Annotated in this window: 13 protein-coding genes; 6 read left to right on the forward strand and 7 right to left on the reverse strand. The window is 63.0% G+C overall.

All coding sequences use genetic code 11. The annotated features are described in order from the left end of the window. The 3 genes from ACLP2E_RS17800 to ACLP2E_RS17810 all read left to right on the forward strand — a co-directional run. Nucleotides 1–1,333, forward strand: a 1,333-nt coding sequence (locus ACLP2E_RS17800) for a methylmalonyl-CoA mutase family protein (protein WP_442466702.1), incomplete at its 5' end; no start/stop codon positions are given. Between the two features lie 129 nt (nucleotides 1,334–1,462). Further along, nucleotides 1,463–1,837 carry a hypothetical protein gene (locus ACLP2E_RS17805; RefSeq protein WP_442461995.1) on the forward strand — a complete coding sequence of 125 codons (375 nt, stop codon included), beginning with the start codon at nucleotides 1,463–1,465 and terminating at the stop codon, nucleotides 1,835–1,837. 18 nt (nucleotides 1,838–1,855) lie between these two features. Then, complete coding sequence (locus ACLP2E_RS17810) at nucleotides 1,856–2,821, forward strand: MBL fold metallo-hydrolase (protein ID WP_442461994.1); 966 nt, start codon at nucleotides 1,856–1,858, stop codon at nucleotides 2,819–2,821. Here the strand turns inward: ACLP2E_RS17810 and ACLP2E_RS17815 are convergent, their stop codons facing one another. Continuing rightward, nucleotides 2,822–3,646, reverse strand: a complete 825-nt coding sequence (locus tag ACLP2E_RS17815; protein WP_442466703.1) for a DUF1499 domain-containing protein — start codon at nucleotides 3,644–3,646, stop codon at nucleotides 2,822–2,824. It abuts the gene before it with no gap. A 188-nt stretch (nucleotides 3,647–3,834) separates the two neighbouring features. Here ACLP2E_RS17815 and aroC point away from each other — a divergent pair, with 188 nt between their 5' ends. Further along, nucleotides 3,835–4,944: a chorismate synthase gene (gene aroC, locus ACLP2E_RS17820; protein ID WP_442466704.1), complete on the forward strand. Its 1,110-nt coding sequence runs from the start codon at nucleotides 3,835–3,837 to the stop codon at nucleotides 4,942–4,944. A gap of 303 nt (nucleotides 4,945–5,247) precedes the next feature. Continuing rightward, entirely contained in the window at nucleotides 5,248–5,763 is a 516-nt protein-coding gene (locus tag ACLP2E_RS17825; RefSeq protein ID WP_442461380.1) for a Dps family protein, read from the forward strand. Nucleotides 5,764–5,826: 63 nt separating this feature from the next. Here ACLP2E_RS17825 and ACLP2E_RS17830 read toward each other — a convergent pair whose 3' ends face one another. Together ACLP2E_RS17830 and ACLP2E_RS17835 are read right to left on the reverse strand one after the other, a co-directional pair. Next, entirely contained in the window at nucleotides 5,827–7,302 is a 1,476-nt protein-coding gene (locus ACLP2E_RS17830) for an arylsulfatase B (protein ID WP_442466705.1), read from the reverse strand. A gap of 310 nt (nucleotides 7,303–7,612) precedes the next feature. Further along, on the reverse strand, nucleotides 7,613–9,196 hold the full coding sequence (locus ACLP2E_RS17835) for an arylsulfatase (protein WP_442461382.1): 1,584 nt from the start codon (nucleotides 9,194–9,196) through the stop codon (nucleotides 7,613–7,615). A gap of 371 nt (nucleotides 9,197–9,567) precedes the next feature. Between ACLP2E_RS17835 and ACLP2E_RS17840 the strand changes: the two genes are divergently transcribed. After that, nucleotides 9,568–10,209, forward strand: coding sequence for a PadR family transcriptional regulator (locus tag ACLP2E_RS17840; RefSeq protein WP_442461383.1), 642 nt, complete (start codon nucleotides 9,568–9,570; stop codon nucleotides 10,207–10,209). Between the two features lie 31 nt (nucleotides 10,210–10,240). On the opposite strand, the gene ACLP2E_RS17845 is transcribed toward ACLP2E_RS17840, so the two are convergent. The 4 genes from ACLP2E_RS17845 to uvrC all read right to left on the reverse strand — a co-directional run. Continuing rightward, nucleotides 10,241–10,705, reverse strand: coding sequence for a molybdenum cofactor biosynthesis protein MoaE (locus ACLP2E_RS17845; protein ID WP_442461384.1), 465 nt, complete (start codon nucleotides 10,703–10,705; stop codon nucleotides 10,241–10,243). Between the two features lie 76 nt (nucleotides 10,706–10,781). After that, on the reverse strand, nucleotides 10,782–11,030 hold the full coding sequence (gene moaD / locus ACLP2E_RS17850) for a molybdopterin converting factor subunit 1 (RefSeq protein WP_442461385.1): 249 nt from the start codon (nucleotides 11,028–11,030) through the stop codon (nucleotides 10,782–10,784). After that, a complete protein-coding gene (pgsA, locus tag ACLP2E_RS17855) occupies nucleotides 11,027–11,620 on the reverse strand; it encodes a CDP-diacylglycerol--glycerol-3-phosphate 3-phosphatidyltransferase (RefSeq protein ID WP_442461386.1) in 594 nt (197 codons plus the stop codon). The genes moaD and pgsA overlap by 4 nt, the downstream gene beginning before the upstream one ends. Nucleotides 11,621–11,680: 60 nt before the next feature. Then, on the reverse strand, nucleotides 11,681–13,492 hold a 1,812-nt coding region (gene uvrC, locus ACLP2E_RS17860), incomplete at its 5' end, for an excinuclease ABC subunit UvrC (RefSeq protein ID WP_442466706.1).

Genomic DNA, 13,492 nt, shown 5'->3' on the forward strand with positions numbered 1-13,492 from the left:
AATCGACGTTTCCTTCGGGCTCGATCCGATCGGCGCTTCAATCGTCCAGGGCGAGGTCGTGGACTGGGAGGTCGCCGGGCCCAAGCTCGCGCAACAGGCCGCGCTGCTCGCCTCAAAGGGCTTTACCCGCGATCTGATCGCCGCAGACGGCCGCGTCGTCCATGCGGCGGGCGGTTCGCCGGCGCAGGAACTGGCCTTTGCTGTGGCCAGCGGCGTCGCCTATCTGCGGGCGCTGGAAGCGGCTGGCGTCGACCTCGACGATGCCAGGAAAATGATCGAGTTCCGGCTCGCCGCCGACGCCGACGAATTTCTGACCCTCGCCAAGTTCCGCGCCCTGCGCCGGCTGTGGGCGGGAATCGAGAGCGCCTGCGGCCTTGAGGCCGCCCCGCTCCGCCTCCATGGCGAAACCGCCTGGCGGATGATGACGCGGCGCGACCCCTGGGTGAATCTGCTGCGCTCGACGGTGGCGGTGTTTTCCGCCGGCCTCGGCGGCGCCAATTCGATCTGCGTCCTCCCCTTCACCCAGGCGCTCGGCCTTCCGGACGCTTTCGCCCGCCGCATCGCCCGCAATACTCAAGCCGTGCTGCTGGAAGAATCCAATCTCGGAAAAGTCGCCGATCCGGCGGCGGGTTCGGGCGGCGTCGAGGCTTTGACCGATGCGCTGGTCGAGCGCGGCTATGCGCTGTTCCAGGAGATCGAGCAAGCCGGCGGACTGGCCAGAGTGCTGGAAAGCGGCGTGTTCCAGGCGGAAGTGGCGAAAATCGCCATCGAGCGTTTGAAAAACGTCGCCCGCCGCAAGGAGCCGCTCACCGGCGCCAGCGAATTCCCCGATATTCACGAAAAGCCGGTTTCCGTGCTCAAGCCCGCGCCGGCCGCGGTTGCCTTGGGAGCGAAAGCCCTGGCCCCGCATCGCCTGTCCGAGCCTTTCGAGACTCTGCGCGACAGGGCGGAAGCGGCGGAACAACGGCCGGCCATCTTCCTCGCCAATCTCGGCCCGGTCGCCGCCTTCACGGCGCGGGCGACCTTCGCCAAGAATTTCTTCGAGGCCGGCGGCATCGAGGCTCTCGGCAATGACGGCTTCGCCGACGCCACCGCGCTGGCCGAAGCCTACCAAGCCAGCGGCGCCAAGCTCGCCGTGCTCTGCTCCTCCGACGCGGTCTATGCCGAACAGGGACTCGACGCCGCCAAAGCCTTGGCGAGTGTCGGCGGCAGGATCTATCTGGCCGGACGGCCCGGCGAAATGGAGGCGCAATGGCGCGAGGCCGGCGTCGCCGATTTCATCCATGTCGGCGGCGATCTGCTGACGCAATTGAGCGAGGCGCTTTCCGCGTAAAATCTTGCCCGCGTGAGATTTTTGCTGCCCCACAAGAAAATCTTCGTCCAAGGCCGGACGGCGCTTTGCAAAAAGCTGGAATCGTGCAAGCCATGCCCCATGCTTTTTCGGCCCTGAGGGGGGTGCATCATGGCGGCTTTTGAGCGCGCGGGTAAAATATTTGTATCGCTGATTCTGGCGTCGGGCTTTCCGTTTGCGACTCTGGCGCAGGGGGCGACGCATGACGGCCAATGGCGCGTCGAACTGCAGACCACTGTCGGCAATTGCGCCAGGAGCGGCGAGACGGTCGTCACCATCAAGCAGAACCGCATTGTCGGCATTTCTGCATCCGGCGTCGAGCCTTGGGGTTATGTCGATGAAACCAATACATTCGTCGGGCATTTCACCAGCGGCCAGAAGGTCGTGCGCGCCAATGGCGAGGTCGGGAGCAATTCGGCGCATGGCCCCTGGTCGTCGCAAACCGATTATTGCGGCGGCGTGTGGACGGCGCAGAAGATCAACTGAATTTGCCGAGGATGGCGCATGAGCGATCCATCCGGGGTTGATGGGAAACGGGACGCAGTGGAAAACGCCGGCGCCGGCGAGGAGCCGCGTTTCGACCTCGCCTTCGACGCGCCCGCCGGCCAATTGTTGCGCGTGTCGCCGCTGGTGCGTCGCCTCGTTGCGCCCAATCCCGGTCCCTTCACCTTCACCGGCACCTGCTCCTATGTCGTCGGCGAAGGCGAGGTCGCGGTGATCGACCCGGGCCCGGAGCTCGCGGAACATATCGACAGCCTGCTCGCCGCCTTGCCCGGCGAGACCTTGGCCGGGATTTTCGTCACTCACACCCATCGCGACCATTCGCCCGCCGCGCGGGCTTTGCAGGCGGCGACGGGCGCGGAAATCTGGGGCTGCGCGCCCTATTTTTCCGCCCGCGAACTGGCTTTGGGCGAGACCAACAAGCTCGACGCCGCCAACGATCTCGACCATCGCCCCGACCGCATGATGGCCGACGGCGATACTTTCGCCGGCGCGGGCTTCACCCTGCGCGCCGTGGCGACGCCCGGCCACACCATGAACCATCTCTGTTTCGAATTGGCCGAGGAAAAGGCCTTGTTCACCGGCGACCACGTCATGGCCTGGTCGACCTCCATCGTCGCCCCGCCCGACGGCGCCATGCGGCTTTATCTCGATTCGCTGGAGAGGCTGCGCGGCTTCGATCATGCGGTCTACTGGCCGGGCCATGGCGGCCCGGTGGCGCAGCCGCAACGATTTTTGCGCGCGTTGCTGCACCATCGGCGGGCGCGCGAAATCTCCATTCTCGCCGCGCTCGACAAGGGGCCGTTGAGCGTGCCGGAGATTGTCGCCAGGGTTTATGAAAAGCTGGATCCTCGGCTGAACGGCGCCGCCGCGCTGTCCACCCTCGCCCATCTCGAGGACCTGTGCGCCAGGGGGCTGGTCGCGACCGAGGGGCCGCCGCTGCTGAGCGGAATTTTCACTCATATGTGATCAGGGAACGTCTTTTTCTTCCACAGCGTCGCTCAATTTCTCGATCAGACCCGCTCCGGCGCCGAGATCATTAGGCAGATAGCGGGTGACGGCGCGCATATCGACGCGCGTTTCGTCGTCGCCTGGCCTGATGCGCAGGGCGATTGCCGTCGGCAATTTGAGCGCCGGAGAAAAAGCCATCGCCTCGATATGGCCTTCCGGCCGTAACGGACCGCCGGGCCGGACCACGTTCACAATCGTCCAGCCTGATTGCTTCACCGCCTCCAGCGTCGCGTTGAACGCCTCTTCGGTTTCCATGTCGAGCACGATCGGCTTGACCTCGGGATAGGCAGCGGCCTGCTCGTCACGCCGCGACCGCTCAATCGGCGCCGGCGTCCAGCCGCCCCGTCCGGCGTAGGCCTCAGGCGCATTGGAAAAAGCCGGCGGATCGTCGATGTCCGTAGAGATATCGGCCAGCCAGGGCGGATAGCCAGCGGAAATATAGAGATAGGCCGGATAAGGTAAAAGCAAGGCGGTCAGCAGCACGGTGGCGACAATGCGCCCGGCGCCGCGGCGCCCGCGAATCCAGATCGAGCCCGCCGCACTGAGCGCCAGCAGCAGAGCCAGAAGCGCGACGGCGAGGGCGCCGAGAAAGACGAACAGGCCGAGGCCAGGATCGGGCGTTGGGCCGGGGCGCAGGGTGAGCACGGCGAAAAAGCGCGCAAGGGCGCCATGCGCATGGGCGGCGACGATGGCGGCCAACGCCACAACCAGCGCGACCTTCGCCAGCCGTTTCGCCCAGATCGCCAGGCGCGACACCGGCTCGTCGAAAGCCAGGCGCCGCATGGCGTTTCCTATCGTCCGCATGATTCGCCGTTTCGCCGTTGAAATCTCTTAAGCCGATACAAATCTGGTATCCCGGCGCGCCCCGCGAGGCAAGCGCGCGCCCCGCGAGGCACGAGGACAACATTTGGCCTTTTGCGCTTTTCATGGTTAGAAGGCGCGATTTTTTCTTTGAGAAAACCTCGGCCGTCATGTCGCACAACACCTTCGGGCATCTTTTCCGCGTGACCACTTTCGGCGAGAGCCACGGCCCGGCTTTGGGCTGCGTGGTCGACGGCTGCCCGGCGGGCATTGCGCTCGAAGCGGCGGAAATCCAGGCTTTTCTCGATCTGCGCCGTCCGGGCCAGTCGCGTTTCACCACCCAGAGGCAGGAGCCCGACGCGGTGAAAATCCTGTCCGGCGTGATGAAGGACGATTTCGGCGCGCAACGAACGACCGGAACGCCTATCGCGCTGCTGATCGAGAATGCCGACCAGCGCTCCAAGGACTATGGCGAGATCAAGGACGCCTATCGTCCCGGCCACGCGGATTACGTCTATGACATCAAATACGGCTTTCGCGATTATCGCGGCGGCGGCCGTTCGTCGGCGCGCGAAACGGCGGCCCGGGTCGCCGCCGGGGCCATAGCGCGAAAGATCATCCCCGGCGTCACCATTCGCGCCGCGATGATCCAGGTCGGGCCGCACAAGATCGACCGCGCGCGCTGGGATTGGGCGGAAGTTTCGCGCAATTCGCTGTTCTGCCCCGACGCCGTCGCGGCCGAACAATGGGCGGATTATCTCGACGACATCCGCAAGAACGGCTCGTCCATCGGCGCGGTGCTGGAAGTGACCGCGGAAGGCGTTCCGCCCGGCTGGGGCGCTCCGGTCTATGGCAAGCTCGACGCCGAACTGGCGGCGGCGCTGATGTCGATCAACGCCGTCAAGGGCGTGGAGATCGGCGACGGTTTCGCCAGCGCCGAACTTACCGGCGAGGAAAACGCCGACGAAATGCGAGCCGGCAATGACGGGCCGGTGTTTCTGGCCAATCATGCCGGCGGCGTGCTCGGCGGCATCTCCACCGGCCAGACCATTGTCGCGCGTTTCGCGGTCAAGCCGACCTCGTCGATCCTGACGCCGCGCCGCACGGTCAACCGTTTTGGCGCCGAAGTGGAATTGCGCACCAAGGGCCGCCACGACCCCTGCGTCGGCGTGCGCGCCGCGCCCATCGCCGAAGCCATGACGGCTTGCGTGCTCGCCGACCATTTTCTGCGCCATCGCGGCCAGCAGGGCGAGAGCGCGAAATGGCCGTTTGAAAGATAGCGGTCGAATCCAGCATTGGCTTAGCAGCGTTTTCAAGCGAAATGGATACCGGTTCGCATGAAGAAGACGCGTAAAAACAAAAATCTAGAGCCCCGATCCAATTCAATCGGATCGGAAAAGGCTCTAGCAGCGGCCCCGGATCAATTCCGCGAATGTCGCACGCAAATTTTGCGTCCAAATCCCGTTTCGCGCGTTATCGAATTCGAACGCAGGCGTCGGCTTGGCGATTTGACTGCTGTTCGACCGAAGATCCTTGATCTTTGTGATTTAACGGAGACTTTGTCAATTAACGGAGACTTGGCGATGAACAAGGAGGATGCAGCCTCTCGACGCGCGGCTTCAATCAACCCCCCGAGCGGCTTTTCGGCCAATACCGTGCAGGACATTGCCGGCGCGCTGACGACTTTGGTCGCGGATGTGTTTGCGCTTTACATCAAGACAAAGAACTTCCACTGGCATATGTCGGGTCCGCATTTCCGCGACTACCATCTGCTGCTGGATGAGCAGGGCGAGCAGCTTTTCGCCATCACCGACGACATCGCCGAACGCGCCCGCAAGGTCGGCGGCCCCACGCTGCGCTCGGTCGGCCATATCGGCCGCCTCCAACGCATCAAGGACAATGATGCGCAATATGTCACGCCGCAAGACATGCTGGCCGAGTTGCGTGACGACAACAGCCAGCTGGCGACAAGCATGCGCGAAACCCACGCGCTATGCGACGACCAGGGTGACGTCGCTACCGCAAGCATGCTCGAAAACTGGATCGACGAAGCCGAACGGCGCGTCTGGTTCCTGTTCGAAGCTGGCCGACGGGAGTAGCCAGCCGGTCGAATCCGAAATGCGTGAACCCGTCGGACCATCGACGGGTTCACCTTTGCGTCGTCAGTGCGGGAGCGCGAGTTTTTCGTGCGGCAGGCCGCCGTCGTCGATGTCGAAGTCCGGGTCCATCACCGTCTTGCCCTGCGCGCCGACAAAGGCCGGCTGCGCCTTGATCCACAGGCTCGGCTTCTGCTCCTTGGCGTATTGCAGCAGCCGCGCTTCGAGATCGCGCGCGATTTCCGGGTTTTCCGCCGCGACGTTAGTGGTTTCGCCGGGGTCCCTTGCGAGATTGTAAAGCTCGGTCTTGCCGGGCAGCAGCGCGATCTTGATCAGCTTCCAGTCGCCCTTGCGAACGGCTCCCCGGAACAATTCGACATTGATCAACACATCGTCGTTCGGCGACGGGGCGCCGTCGGCCAGAGTCTTCCACATGTCCTTGCCATCGAAGGGATGATCGGGGCTGCCCTTGCCCCCCGCCAGAGCCAATAGCGTCGGCATGACGTCGACCATGTGCAGCGGTTCGTTGACGACGCGCGGCTTCAGCTTGGCCGGCCAGTTGACGAAGGCCGGCACGCGGACGCCGCCTTCCTTGAGGCTGCCCTTGCCGCCGCTGAACGGCGCGTTGGAGGCCGGCGCCTTCTGGCCCTGCTCGATGCCGCCTTCTTCTTTGTCGCGCTCCGCGTCGCTCTTGGCGCCCTGCGCGAAAAGTCCGCTGGTGGCGCCGCCATTGTCGCTGGAAAACAGGATGATGGTGTTGTCGCGCAGCCCCTTCTTATCGAGTTCCGCGACAATGCGGCCGATCTGGACGTCCAGATCGCTGATCATGCCCATATAGGTCCGCCGCAGTTTGTCGGGGACGTCCTTATATTGTTCCTGGGCGCTCTCGGGCGCCTGATAGGGCCCATGCGGCGCCAGAGACGCGAAATAGAGGAAGAACGGCTGTTTGCCGTCCTGCTGGTCGATCAGCCTGACTGCGTCGTCGCCGATGAGGTCGGTGTAATAGCCCTTTTCCTCAAGGAATTTGCCGTTGCGCTGCCAGTCGATCACGCCGCCGCGTTCACGGGTGAAATAGTTTACTTCGCCGACGACATTGCCATAGAAATAATCAAAACCGCGGTTTTGCGGCCAGAATTTCCTGTCGGCATGGCCGAGATGCCATTTGCCGGTCATCAGGGTCTTATAACCGGCCTCCTTGAGGGCCTGCGGCAAGGTCTTCTCATCTAGCGCAAGGCCGTAGGTGTGGCTCGGGAAGATCACCAAAGTCTGCAGGCCGTAGCGCATCGGATAGCGGCCGGTCATCAAAGCCGCGCGCGAGGGAGTGCAGACCGGTTCTCCGTAAAAGGATTCCAGACGCACGCCGTCATTGGCGAGCTTGTCGATGTTGGGAGTCTTGACCTGACCGCCCCTGTAGCCAAGGTCGGCGTTGCCGAGATCGTCGGCCATGATGAAGATGATGTTGGGCTTTTTCGCTTCCTCGGAAAGCGCGGGCGAAAGCGTCCAGCACAATCCGACAAGGCCAGCTAAAGCATAAGAGCGCATGTCAATTTTCCTCTTACGTGGAAAGAATTTCTCGGGACGAAAGCGCAAGGAACAACCCTCTCATTTTACTGCGGTCGCCTCCTTGAAAGTCCATTTGCCGTCGAGGACTTCGGCCTTGTCTTCATTGATCGGCCTTCCATGCGCCATTGCGCATACAGGAAATGGGCGAGGCTAGTTTAACTCAGCGGTCAGCAGGACATTGTCCGTCAACTGACAATTCTGGAAAGATGCTCTCCGTCGAAGACGCCAAACAAGCGTGACTGAGAGCCGAATCGGGTTTGAAAAAGGGCGCCATTCGGCGCCCCAATTATCAATCGTGCTGCATCGGCTGCTGCAGCCTTTCCAGGACCTGATCGACCGAGAAGCTCGCGGCCTTCTGCCGAGGCGGAAAGTCCTTGAAGGTCAGCAGGAACTGGCCGACGTATTTCTGGGCGGGAACCAGCATGAAGGCGTGATCCAGCAACCAGTCGTAATAGGTGTTCGAAGTGACGTCGGCGCGCTCATAGGGATCGAGACGCAGATTGAAGATTTTCGGCACGCGGAGGACGGTGAAGGGCTCGGACCAGACCTTGAACGTGCCGGTCGCCCGCTGTTCGGCGAAGACGAACTTCCAGTTGTCGTAGCGCAGCGCCGTCAGGTCGGCGTCGTCGTTGAAATAGAAGAACTCCTTGCGCGGGCTCGCCTTCTCCTGGCCGGTGAAATAGGGCAGCATGTTGTAGCCGTCGAGGTGGACTTTAAAGGTCTTGTCGCCCGCCTTGTAGCCGGTCAGCAGCTTTTCCTTGATGTCCGGGACGCCAGCGGCGGCGAGCAGGGTCGGCATCCAGTCGAGATGCGAAACAATGCCATTGGCGACCGAACCCGGCTTGATTTTTCCGGGCCAGCGAACCATGGCCGGCACGCGATAGGCGCCTTCCCAGTTCGAGTTCTTCTCGTTGCGGAACGGCGTCATCGCTGCATCCGGCCAGGAATTCATGTGCGGGCCGTTGTCGGTCGAATAGAAGACGATGGTGTTGTCCTCGATGCCCAGCTTCTTGATCGCGTCGAGCACGGTTCCGACATTCTTGTCGTGATCGATCATCACATCGGCATAGGGGCCCATCCAGCGCCCGGCCTGGCCGACGCTTTCAGGCTTCGGGTGGGTGCGGAAATGCATATGGGTGAAGTTCACCCATATGAAGATGGGCTTGCCGGTCTTGACCTGCTTGTCGAGGAACTCGACCGAACGGTCGGCGATGTCGTCGTCGATGGTCTCCATCCGCTTTTTGGTCAGCGGGCCGGTATCCTCGATCTTCTGTGTGCCGTCCTGCATAGCGAAGCTGTGGATGACGCCGCGCGGGCCGAAATTCTTGCGAAAATTGGGGAATTCCGGATCGTTGGGCTTGGGATAATCGGGAAGCTCGGGCTCTTCCTCGGCGTTCAGGTGATAGAGATTGCCGTAGAATTCATCGAAACCATGGGCGGTGGGCAGAAATTCGTCCTTGTCGCCGAGATGGTTCTTGCCGAACTGGCCGGTGGCGTAACCTTGAGCCTTCAGCAGTTCGGCGATGGTCGGATCTTCCTTCTGCAAGCCGAGATCAGCGCCGGGCAGGCCGACCTTGGTCAGGCCGGTGCGCAAACCGGCCTGGCCGGTGATGAAGGAGGAACGGCCGGCTGTGCAGCTCTGCTCGCCGTAATAATCGGTGAAGATCACGCCCTGGGTGGCGATGGAATCGATATTGGGCGTGCGATAGCCCATCAAACCGTTGGTGTAGGCGGAAATATTCGACTGGCCGATATCGTCGCCCCAGATGACGACGATATTGGGCTTCTTGGACTCTTCGGCCGCCGCTTGCTGTCCCGCGCAGAACAGCGAAGCGGATGCCAGAGCGAGACTTATCAATGTGGATTTCAACATTCGAAACGCCATGGTCCCTCGCAAATTTGCGTTAATGACCCTGTTGCGGGCAGCGTCGGAACGACAGAGCCGCGCTTGAGGCGCAGCCAAGCTATACGCTGGATTAGCGCGGTCAACGGGGCAATTGGGCAAAAGCGCCCGCGGTTGGTCCACGGCGCATTTGCGCTTGACAACGAATTATCTAAGATATATCTCTTTGCATCGTAAGGACGCCGATAAAGCAATGCGATCCGCGCGAGAGGCGCAAACCTCGCTGAAAACCCTCGCTCGTCTTCTCCGGGCATGAAGCCCGGCCCCAGAGATCCCCTGATTGAAGCGACGAACTTACACGCATCGTCACACCCAAGATAAAGATATATCGGAGATACAAAATGAAACGTTTTATGCATCGTCATCGCGGCTGCGGCCCTGAACATCGTCCTGAAGAGGACGAGGGCGAAGGCCCGCACATGGCGCGCGGCCATCGCTGGCGGCAATTTTTCGAGGCCGGCCACAGCGGGTTTGGTCGCCCGTTCGGTGGCGGGGGACCGGGTCGCTTTCACAGGCATGGCGAAAGGCGGCGCATGTTCGAGGGCGGAGAGCTGAAACTGGTGTTTCTCGCGCTGATGGAAGCCGAGCCCCGCCACGGTTACGACCTCATTCGTGCGATCGAGACGCGCACCGGCGGCTCCTATGCGCCCAGCCCCGGCATCGTCTACCCGACCCTCACCCTGCTTGAGGAAATCGGCCATATCGAAGCTCAGGCCTCGGAAGGCGCCAAAAGGCAATTCGCCCTCACCGAAGCCGGCAAGGCCTTTCTTGCCGAACACCGCCGCGAGGCGGAAGCGGCGCTGGGACGTCTCGACGCGGTCGGCGACCGCGCCATGCCGATGGAGGCCGGCCCCATCGCCCGGGCGATGCAAAACCTCAAGACCGCCCTGGGCCAGCGCCTGTCCAACCAGCCGGACAAGAAGGTCCTGTTCGAGGTCGCCGATCTGATCGACGAAGCGGCGCGGAAAATCGAACGGCTGTGATTTGAAACGGCGGGGCGGGCGCCCCGCTGCGTCAGCCTTCCCTGCGCCAGCGCTCCAGCGCCGCCTCGTCGCTGTCCTTCGCCTCGACCCAAAGGCCCGGCGCGCCATCGGCGCGGTGTTCCTTCTTCCAGAAAGGCGCGCGGGATTTTAAAAAATCCATCACGAAATCGGCGGCGGAAAAAGCCGCCTGCCGATGGGCGCTGGCGCAAAGCACCAGCACGATCGACTCGCCGGGAAGGATTTTTCCGCTGCGGTGGACGATGGTCAGGCCCAGCAGCGGCCAGCGGCTTTCCGCCTCGCCGGCGATACGCGCCAATTCCGCCTCGGCCATGCCGGGATAATGCTCAAGTTCAAGAGCCTTGAGCGTCCCCGCCTCGTCGCGGCACAGGCCGACGAAACTCACCAGCGCGCCGATATCCCTACGCCCCATCGTCAAGGCCGAGGCTTCGGCCGCGGCGTCGAAAGGCGCTGACTGCACGCGGATCGTCTTGAGCATCTTTGCCTCCGCAACAACGCCGGGCCTCAGCGACCCCTCGCCCCGCTCCCGCCGCTCGCGGAGAGAGGGAGTTAAATCACCCTCCCGTCATCGGCGGGAAAAAGGCGATTTCGCGCGCGCCGGCGATCGTCGCCTCCGGCTTGGCGTGGTTCTTGTCGATGGCGGCCCGGGCGATTCCATCGGCGAAAGCGGCGGCGTAGAATTCATCCCGCGCGGCGAGCCAGGCAGTCAGGTCGGCGACGGTGCGCACGGATTCGGGCAAATCCACCTCTTCCTCGGCCTTGCCGATTCTTTCGCGCAGGGAAGCGAAATAGACCAGTTTCATTCCTCGACCACATGTTTGATCCCGGCCTTCATATAGTCCCAGCCGGTGTAAAGCGTCAGGAGGGCGGACAGCCACAACAGGCCGAGACCGATCCGCACTGTGCCCGGCAGGACCTCCTCGCCAGCCCGGCCGGCGATGAGAAAGCCCAGCGCGATCAGCTGCATGGTCGTTTTCCACTTGGCGACTTTGCTTACCGGCACAGAAACTTTCAATTCGGCAAGAAATTCGCGCAGTCCCGACACCAGGATTTCGCGGCACAGGATCACGATGGCCGCCCACAGGGACCAGCTCTTGATGGTGCCGTCGGCGACGAGAATCATCAAAACCGCCGAGACCAGAAGCTTGTCGGCGATCGGATCGAGCATCCGGCCAAGTTCCGACTGCTGCTCCCAGACGCGGGCGAGATAGCCGTCGAAAAAATCGGTCACCGCCGCCAGTGTGAACAGGCCGAGCGCCGTCCAGCGAAGGGGATATTCGTCCGGCCAGAACAGGCAGGCGACGACCAGCGGCACGATCAGCACCCGGCCGAAGGTCAGGATATTCGGCAGGTTGAAAATGCGGGCGCGCGGACGCGCGGAACTTTGTGTCATGAGGCGAAGGAAGCTTTTTCGCGGCGCTTCGTCAATAGAGCATTTTCTCGGGCAACCCGCCTACGCCTTGTCATGAAAATGATCGAACACCAGTTTCGCCATCGTGGCGGAAAAGCCCGGCGTCTTTTCGAGATCGGCCAACGCCGCCGCCGCCACCGCCTGGGCCGTGCCGAAGGCTTGCAACAAGGCGCGCTTGCGCGCCGGGCCGATGCCCGCGATCTCGTCGAGCGGATTTTGCGCAAACTCCTTCTTGCGCTTGGCGCGGTGTGCGCCAATCGCGAAGCGATGCGCCTCGTCGCGCAGGCGCTGCACGAAATAGAGCGCCGGATCGCGCGGCGCCAGTTTGAACGGCTCGCGGCCGGGCAGGAAAAACGTTTCCCGTCCAGCGTTGCGGTCCGCGCCCTTGGCGATCGAAGCGACGGTGACGCCTTGCACGTTGAGGTCGGCGATCACCGCGCAGGCGGCGTCGAACTGGCCACGCCCGCCGTCGATCAGGATCAGGTCGGGCTTTTGCGGAAAGGCCTCCGGGTCGGCCAAGGGAGCGGCCAAGGGAGCGGCCAAGGGAGCGGCTTGGTCCCCCTCCTCTGCTTCCTTCAGCAAACGCGCGAAGCGGCGGGTCAGCACCTCGCGCATCATGGCGTAATCGTCGCCGGGGGCGAGGTCGGTCTTGATGTTGAAGGTGCGGTAATGGGTCTTCATGAATCCCTGCGCGCCCGCGACCACCATGGCGCCGATCGCCGCCGTGCCCATGATGTGGGAATTGTCGTAGATTTCGACGCGGCGCGGCGGCGCCTCCATGCCGAAGGCCGCGCCGAGCGCCGCCAGCAATTTCAACTGGCTGGCGCTGTCGGCGAGGCGCCGCCCCAAAGCCTCGCGGGCGTTCTTTCGGGCGTCGCCGACCATTTCGCACTTTTCGCCACGCTGCGGACGCAAAATCTCGACCTTGTGGCCGTCGCGCTCCGCCAGCGCCGCGCCAAGCAAGTCCGTCTCGTCAATGGCGTGCGACAACAGGATCAGCCGCGGCGCCGGACGATCGGCGTAGAATTGCGCGATGAAAGCCCCGAGAACCTCACCCACTGGCAGGCTGCGTTCGGCGCGCGGAAAATAGGCGCGATTGCCCCAGTTCTGACAGGCGCGATAGAAAACCGCCTCGACGCAGAACTGCCCGGCTTCCTCGTGCAGGGCGAACACATCGGCCTCCGCGACGCTGCGCGGATTAATCCCCTGCTGGCCCTGAATCGCCGCCAAAGCGGAGATGCGGTCGCGCAACCGCGCCGCGCGTTCGAATTCGAGCCTTTCCGCCGCCTCGTTCATCTCGCCGGCCAGCCTTTCGCGCACCGCGCGCGATTTGCCGGCGAGAAAGTCGAGCGCCTCGCGCGTCAACTCGTCGTAATTTTCCGCCGAGACCTCGCCCGTACAGGGGCCGGAGCAGCGTTTGATCTGGAACAGCAGGCAGGGCCGGCTGCGGTTGTCGTAATAGGAATTTTCGCAGGAGCGCAGCAGGAAGGCGCGCTGCAATACGTTGAGCGTGCGATTGACCGCCCAGACGCTGGCGAAGGGACCGAAATAATCGCCCTTGCGGCTGCGCGCGCCGCGATGCTTGGTCAATTGCGCGCCGCGCTCGTCGCGAGTCAGCAGGATATAGGGAAAGCTCTTGTCGTCGCGCATCAGCACATTGAAGCGGGGCTTCAATTGCTTGATAAGATTGGCTTCGAGCAGCAGCGCCTCGGCCTCGGTGCGCGTCGAGGCGAACACCATGGTCGCGGTGAGGGCGATCATTCGCGCTATGCGGTTGGTGTGGCCGGCGAGCCTGGTATAGGAGGCGATCCGCCGCCGCAGGCTCTTGGCCTTGCCGACATAGAGAACCGTTCC

The organism is Rhodoblastus sp. (assembly GCF_052145335.1).
GTDB lineage: Bacteria > Pseudomonadota > Alphaproteobacteria > Rhizobiales > Beijerinckiaceae > Rhodoblastus.

Bases quoted from the DNA above. Each gene is read 5' to 3' on its own strand.
- ACLP2E_RS17805 (WP_442461995.1), top strand. From the start codon at position 1,463: ATGGCGGCTTTTGAGCGCGCGGGTAAAATATTTGTATCGCTGATTCTG.
- ACLP2E_RS17810 (WP_442461994.1), top strand. From the start codon at position 1,856: ATGAGCGATCCATCCGGGGTTGATGGGAAACGGGACGCAGTGGAAAAC.
- ACLP2E_RS17815 (WP_442466703.1), bottom strand. From the start codon at position 3,646: ATGCGGCGCCTGGCTTTCGACGAGCCGGTGTCGCGCCTGGCGATCTGG.
- aroC (WP_442466704.1), top strand. From the start codon at position 3,835: ATGTCGCACAACACCTTCGGGCATCTTTTCCGCGTGACCACTTTCGGC.
- ACLP2E_RS17825 (WP_442461380.1), top strand. From the start codon at position 5,248: ATGAACAAGGAGGATGCAGCCTCTCGACGCGCGGCTTCAATCAACCCC.
- ACLP2E_RS17830 (WP_442466705.1), bottom strand. From the start codon at position 7,302: ATGCGCTCTTATGCTTTAGCTGGCCTTGTCGGATTGTGCTGGACGCTT.
- ACLP2E_RS17835 (WP_442461382.1), bottom strand. From the start codon at position 9,196: ATGTTGAAATCCACATTGATAAGTCTCGCTCTGGCATCCGCTTCGCTG.
- ACLP2E_RS17840 (WP_442461383.1), top strand. From the start codon at position 9,568: ATGAAACGTTTTATGCATCGTCATCGCGGCTGCGGCCCTGAACATCGT.
- ACLP2E_RS17845 (WP_442461384.1), bottom strand. From the start codon at position 10,705: ATGCTCAAGACGATCCGCGTGCAGTCAGCGCCTTTCGACGCCGCGGCC.
- moaD (WP_442461385.1), bottom strand. From the start codon at position 11,030: ATGAAACTGGTCTATTTCGCTTCCCTGCGCGAAAGAATCGGCAAGGCC.
- pgsA (WP_442461386.1), bottom strand. From the start codon at position 11,620: ATGACACAAAGTTCCGCGCGTCCGCGCGCCCGCATTTTCAACCTGCCG.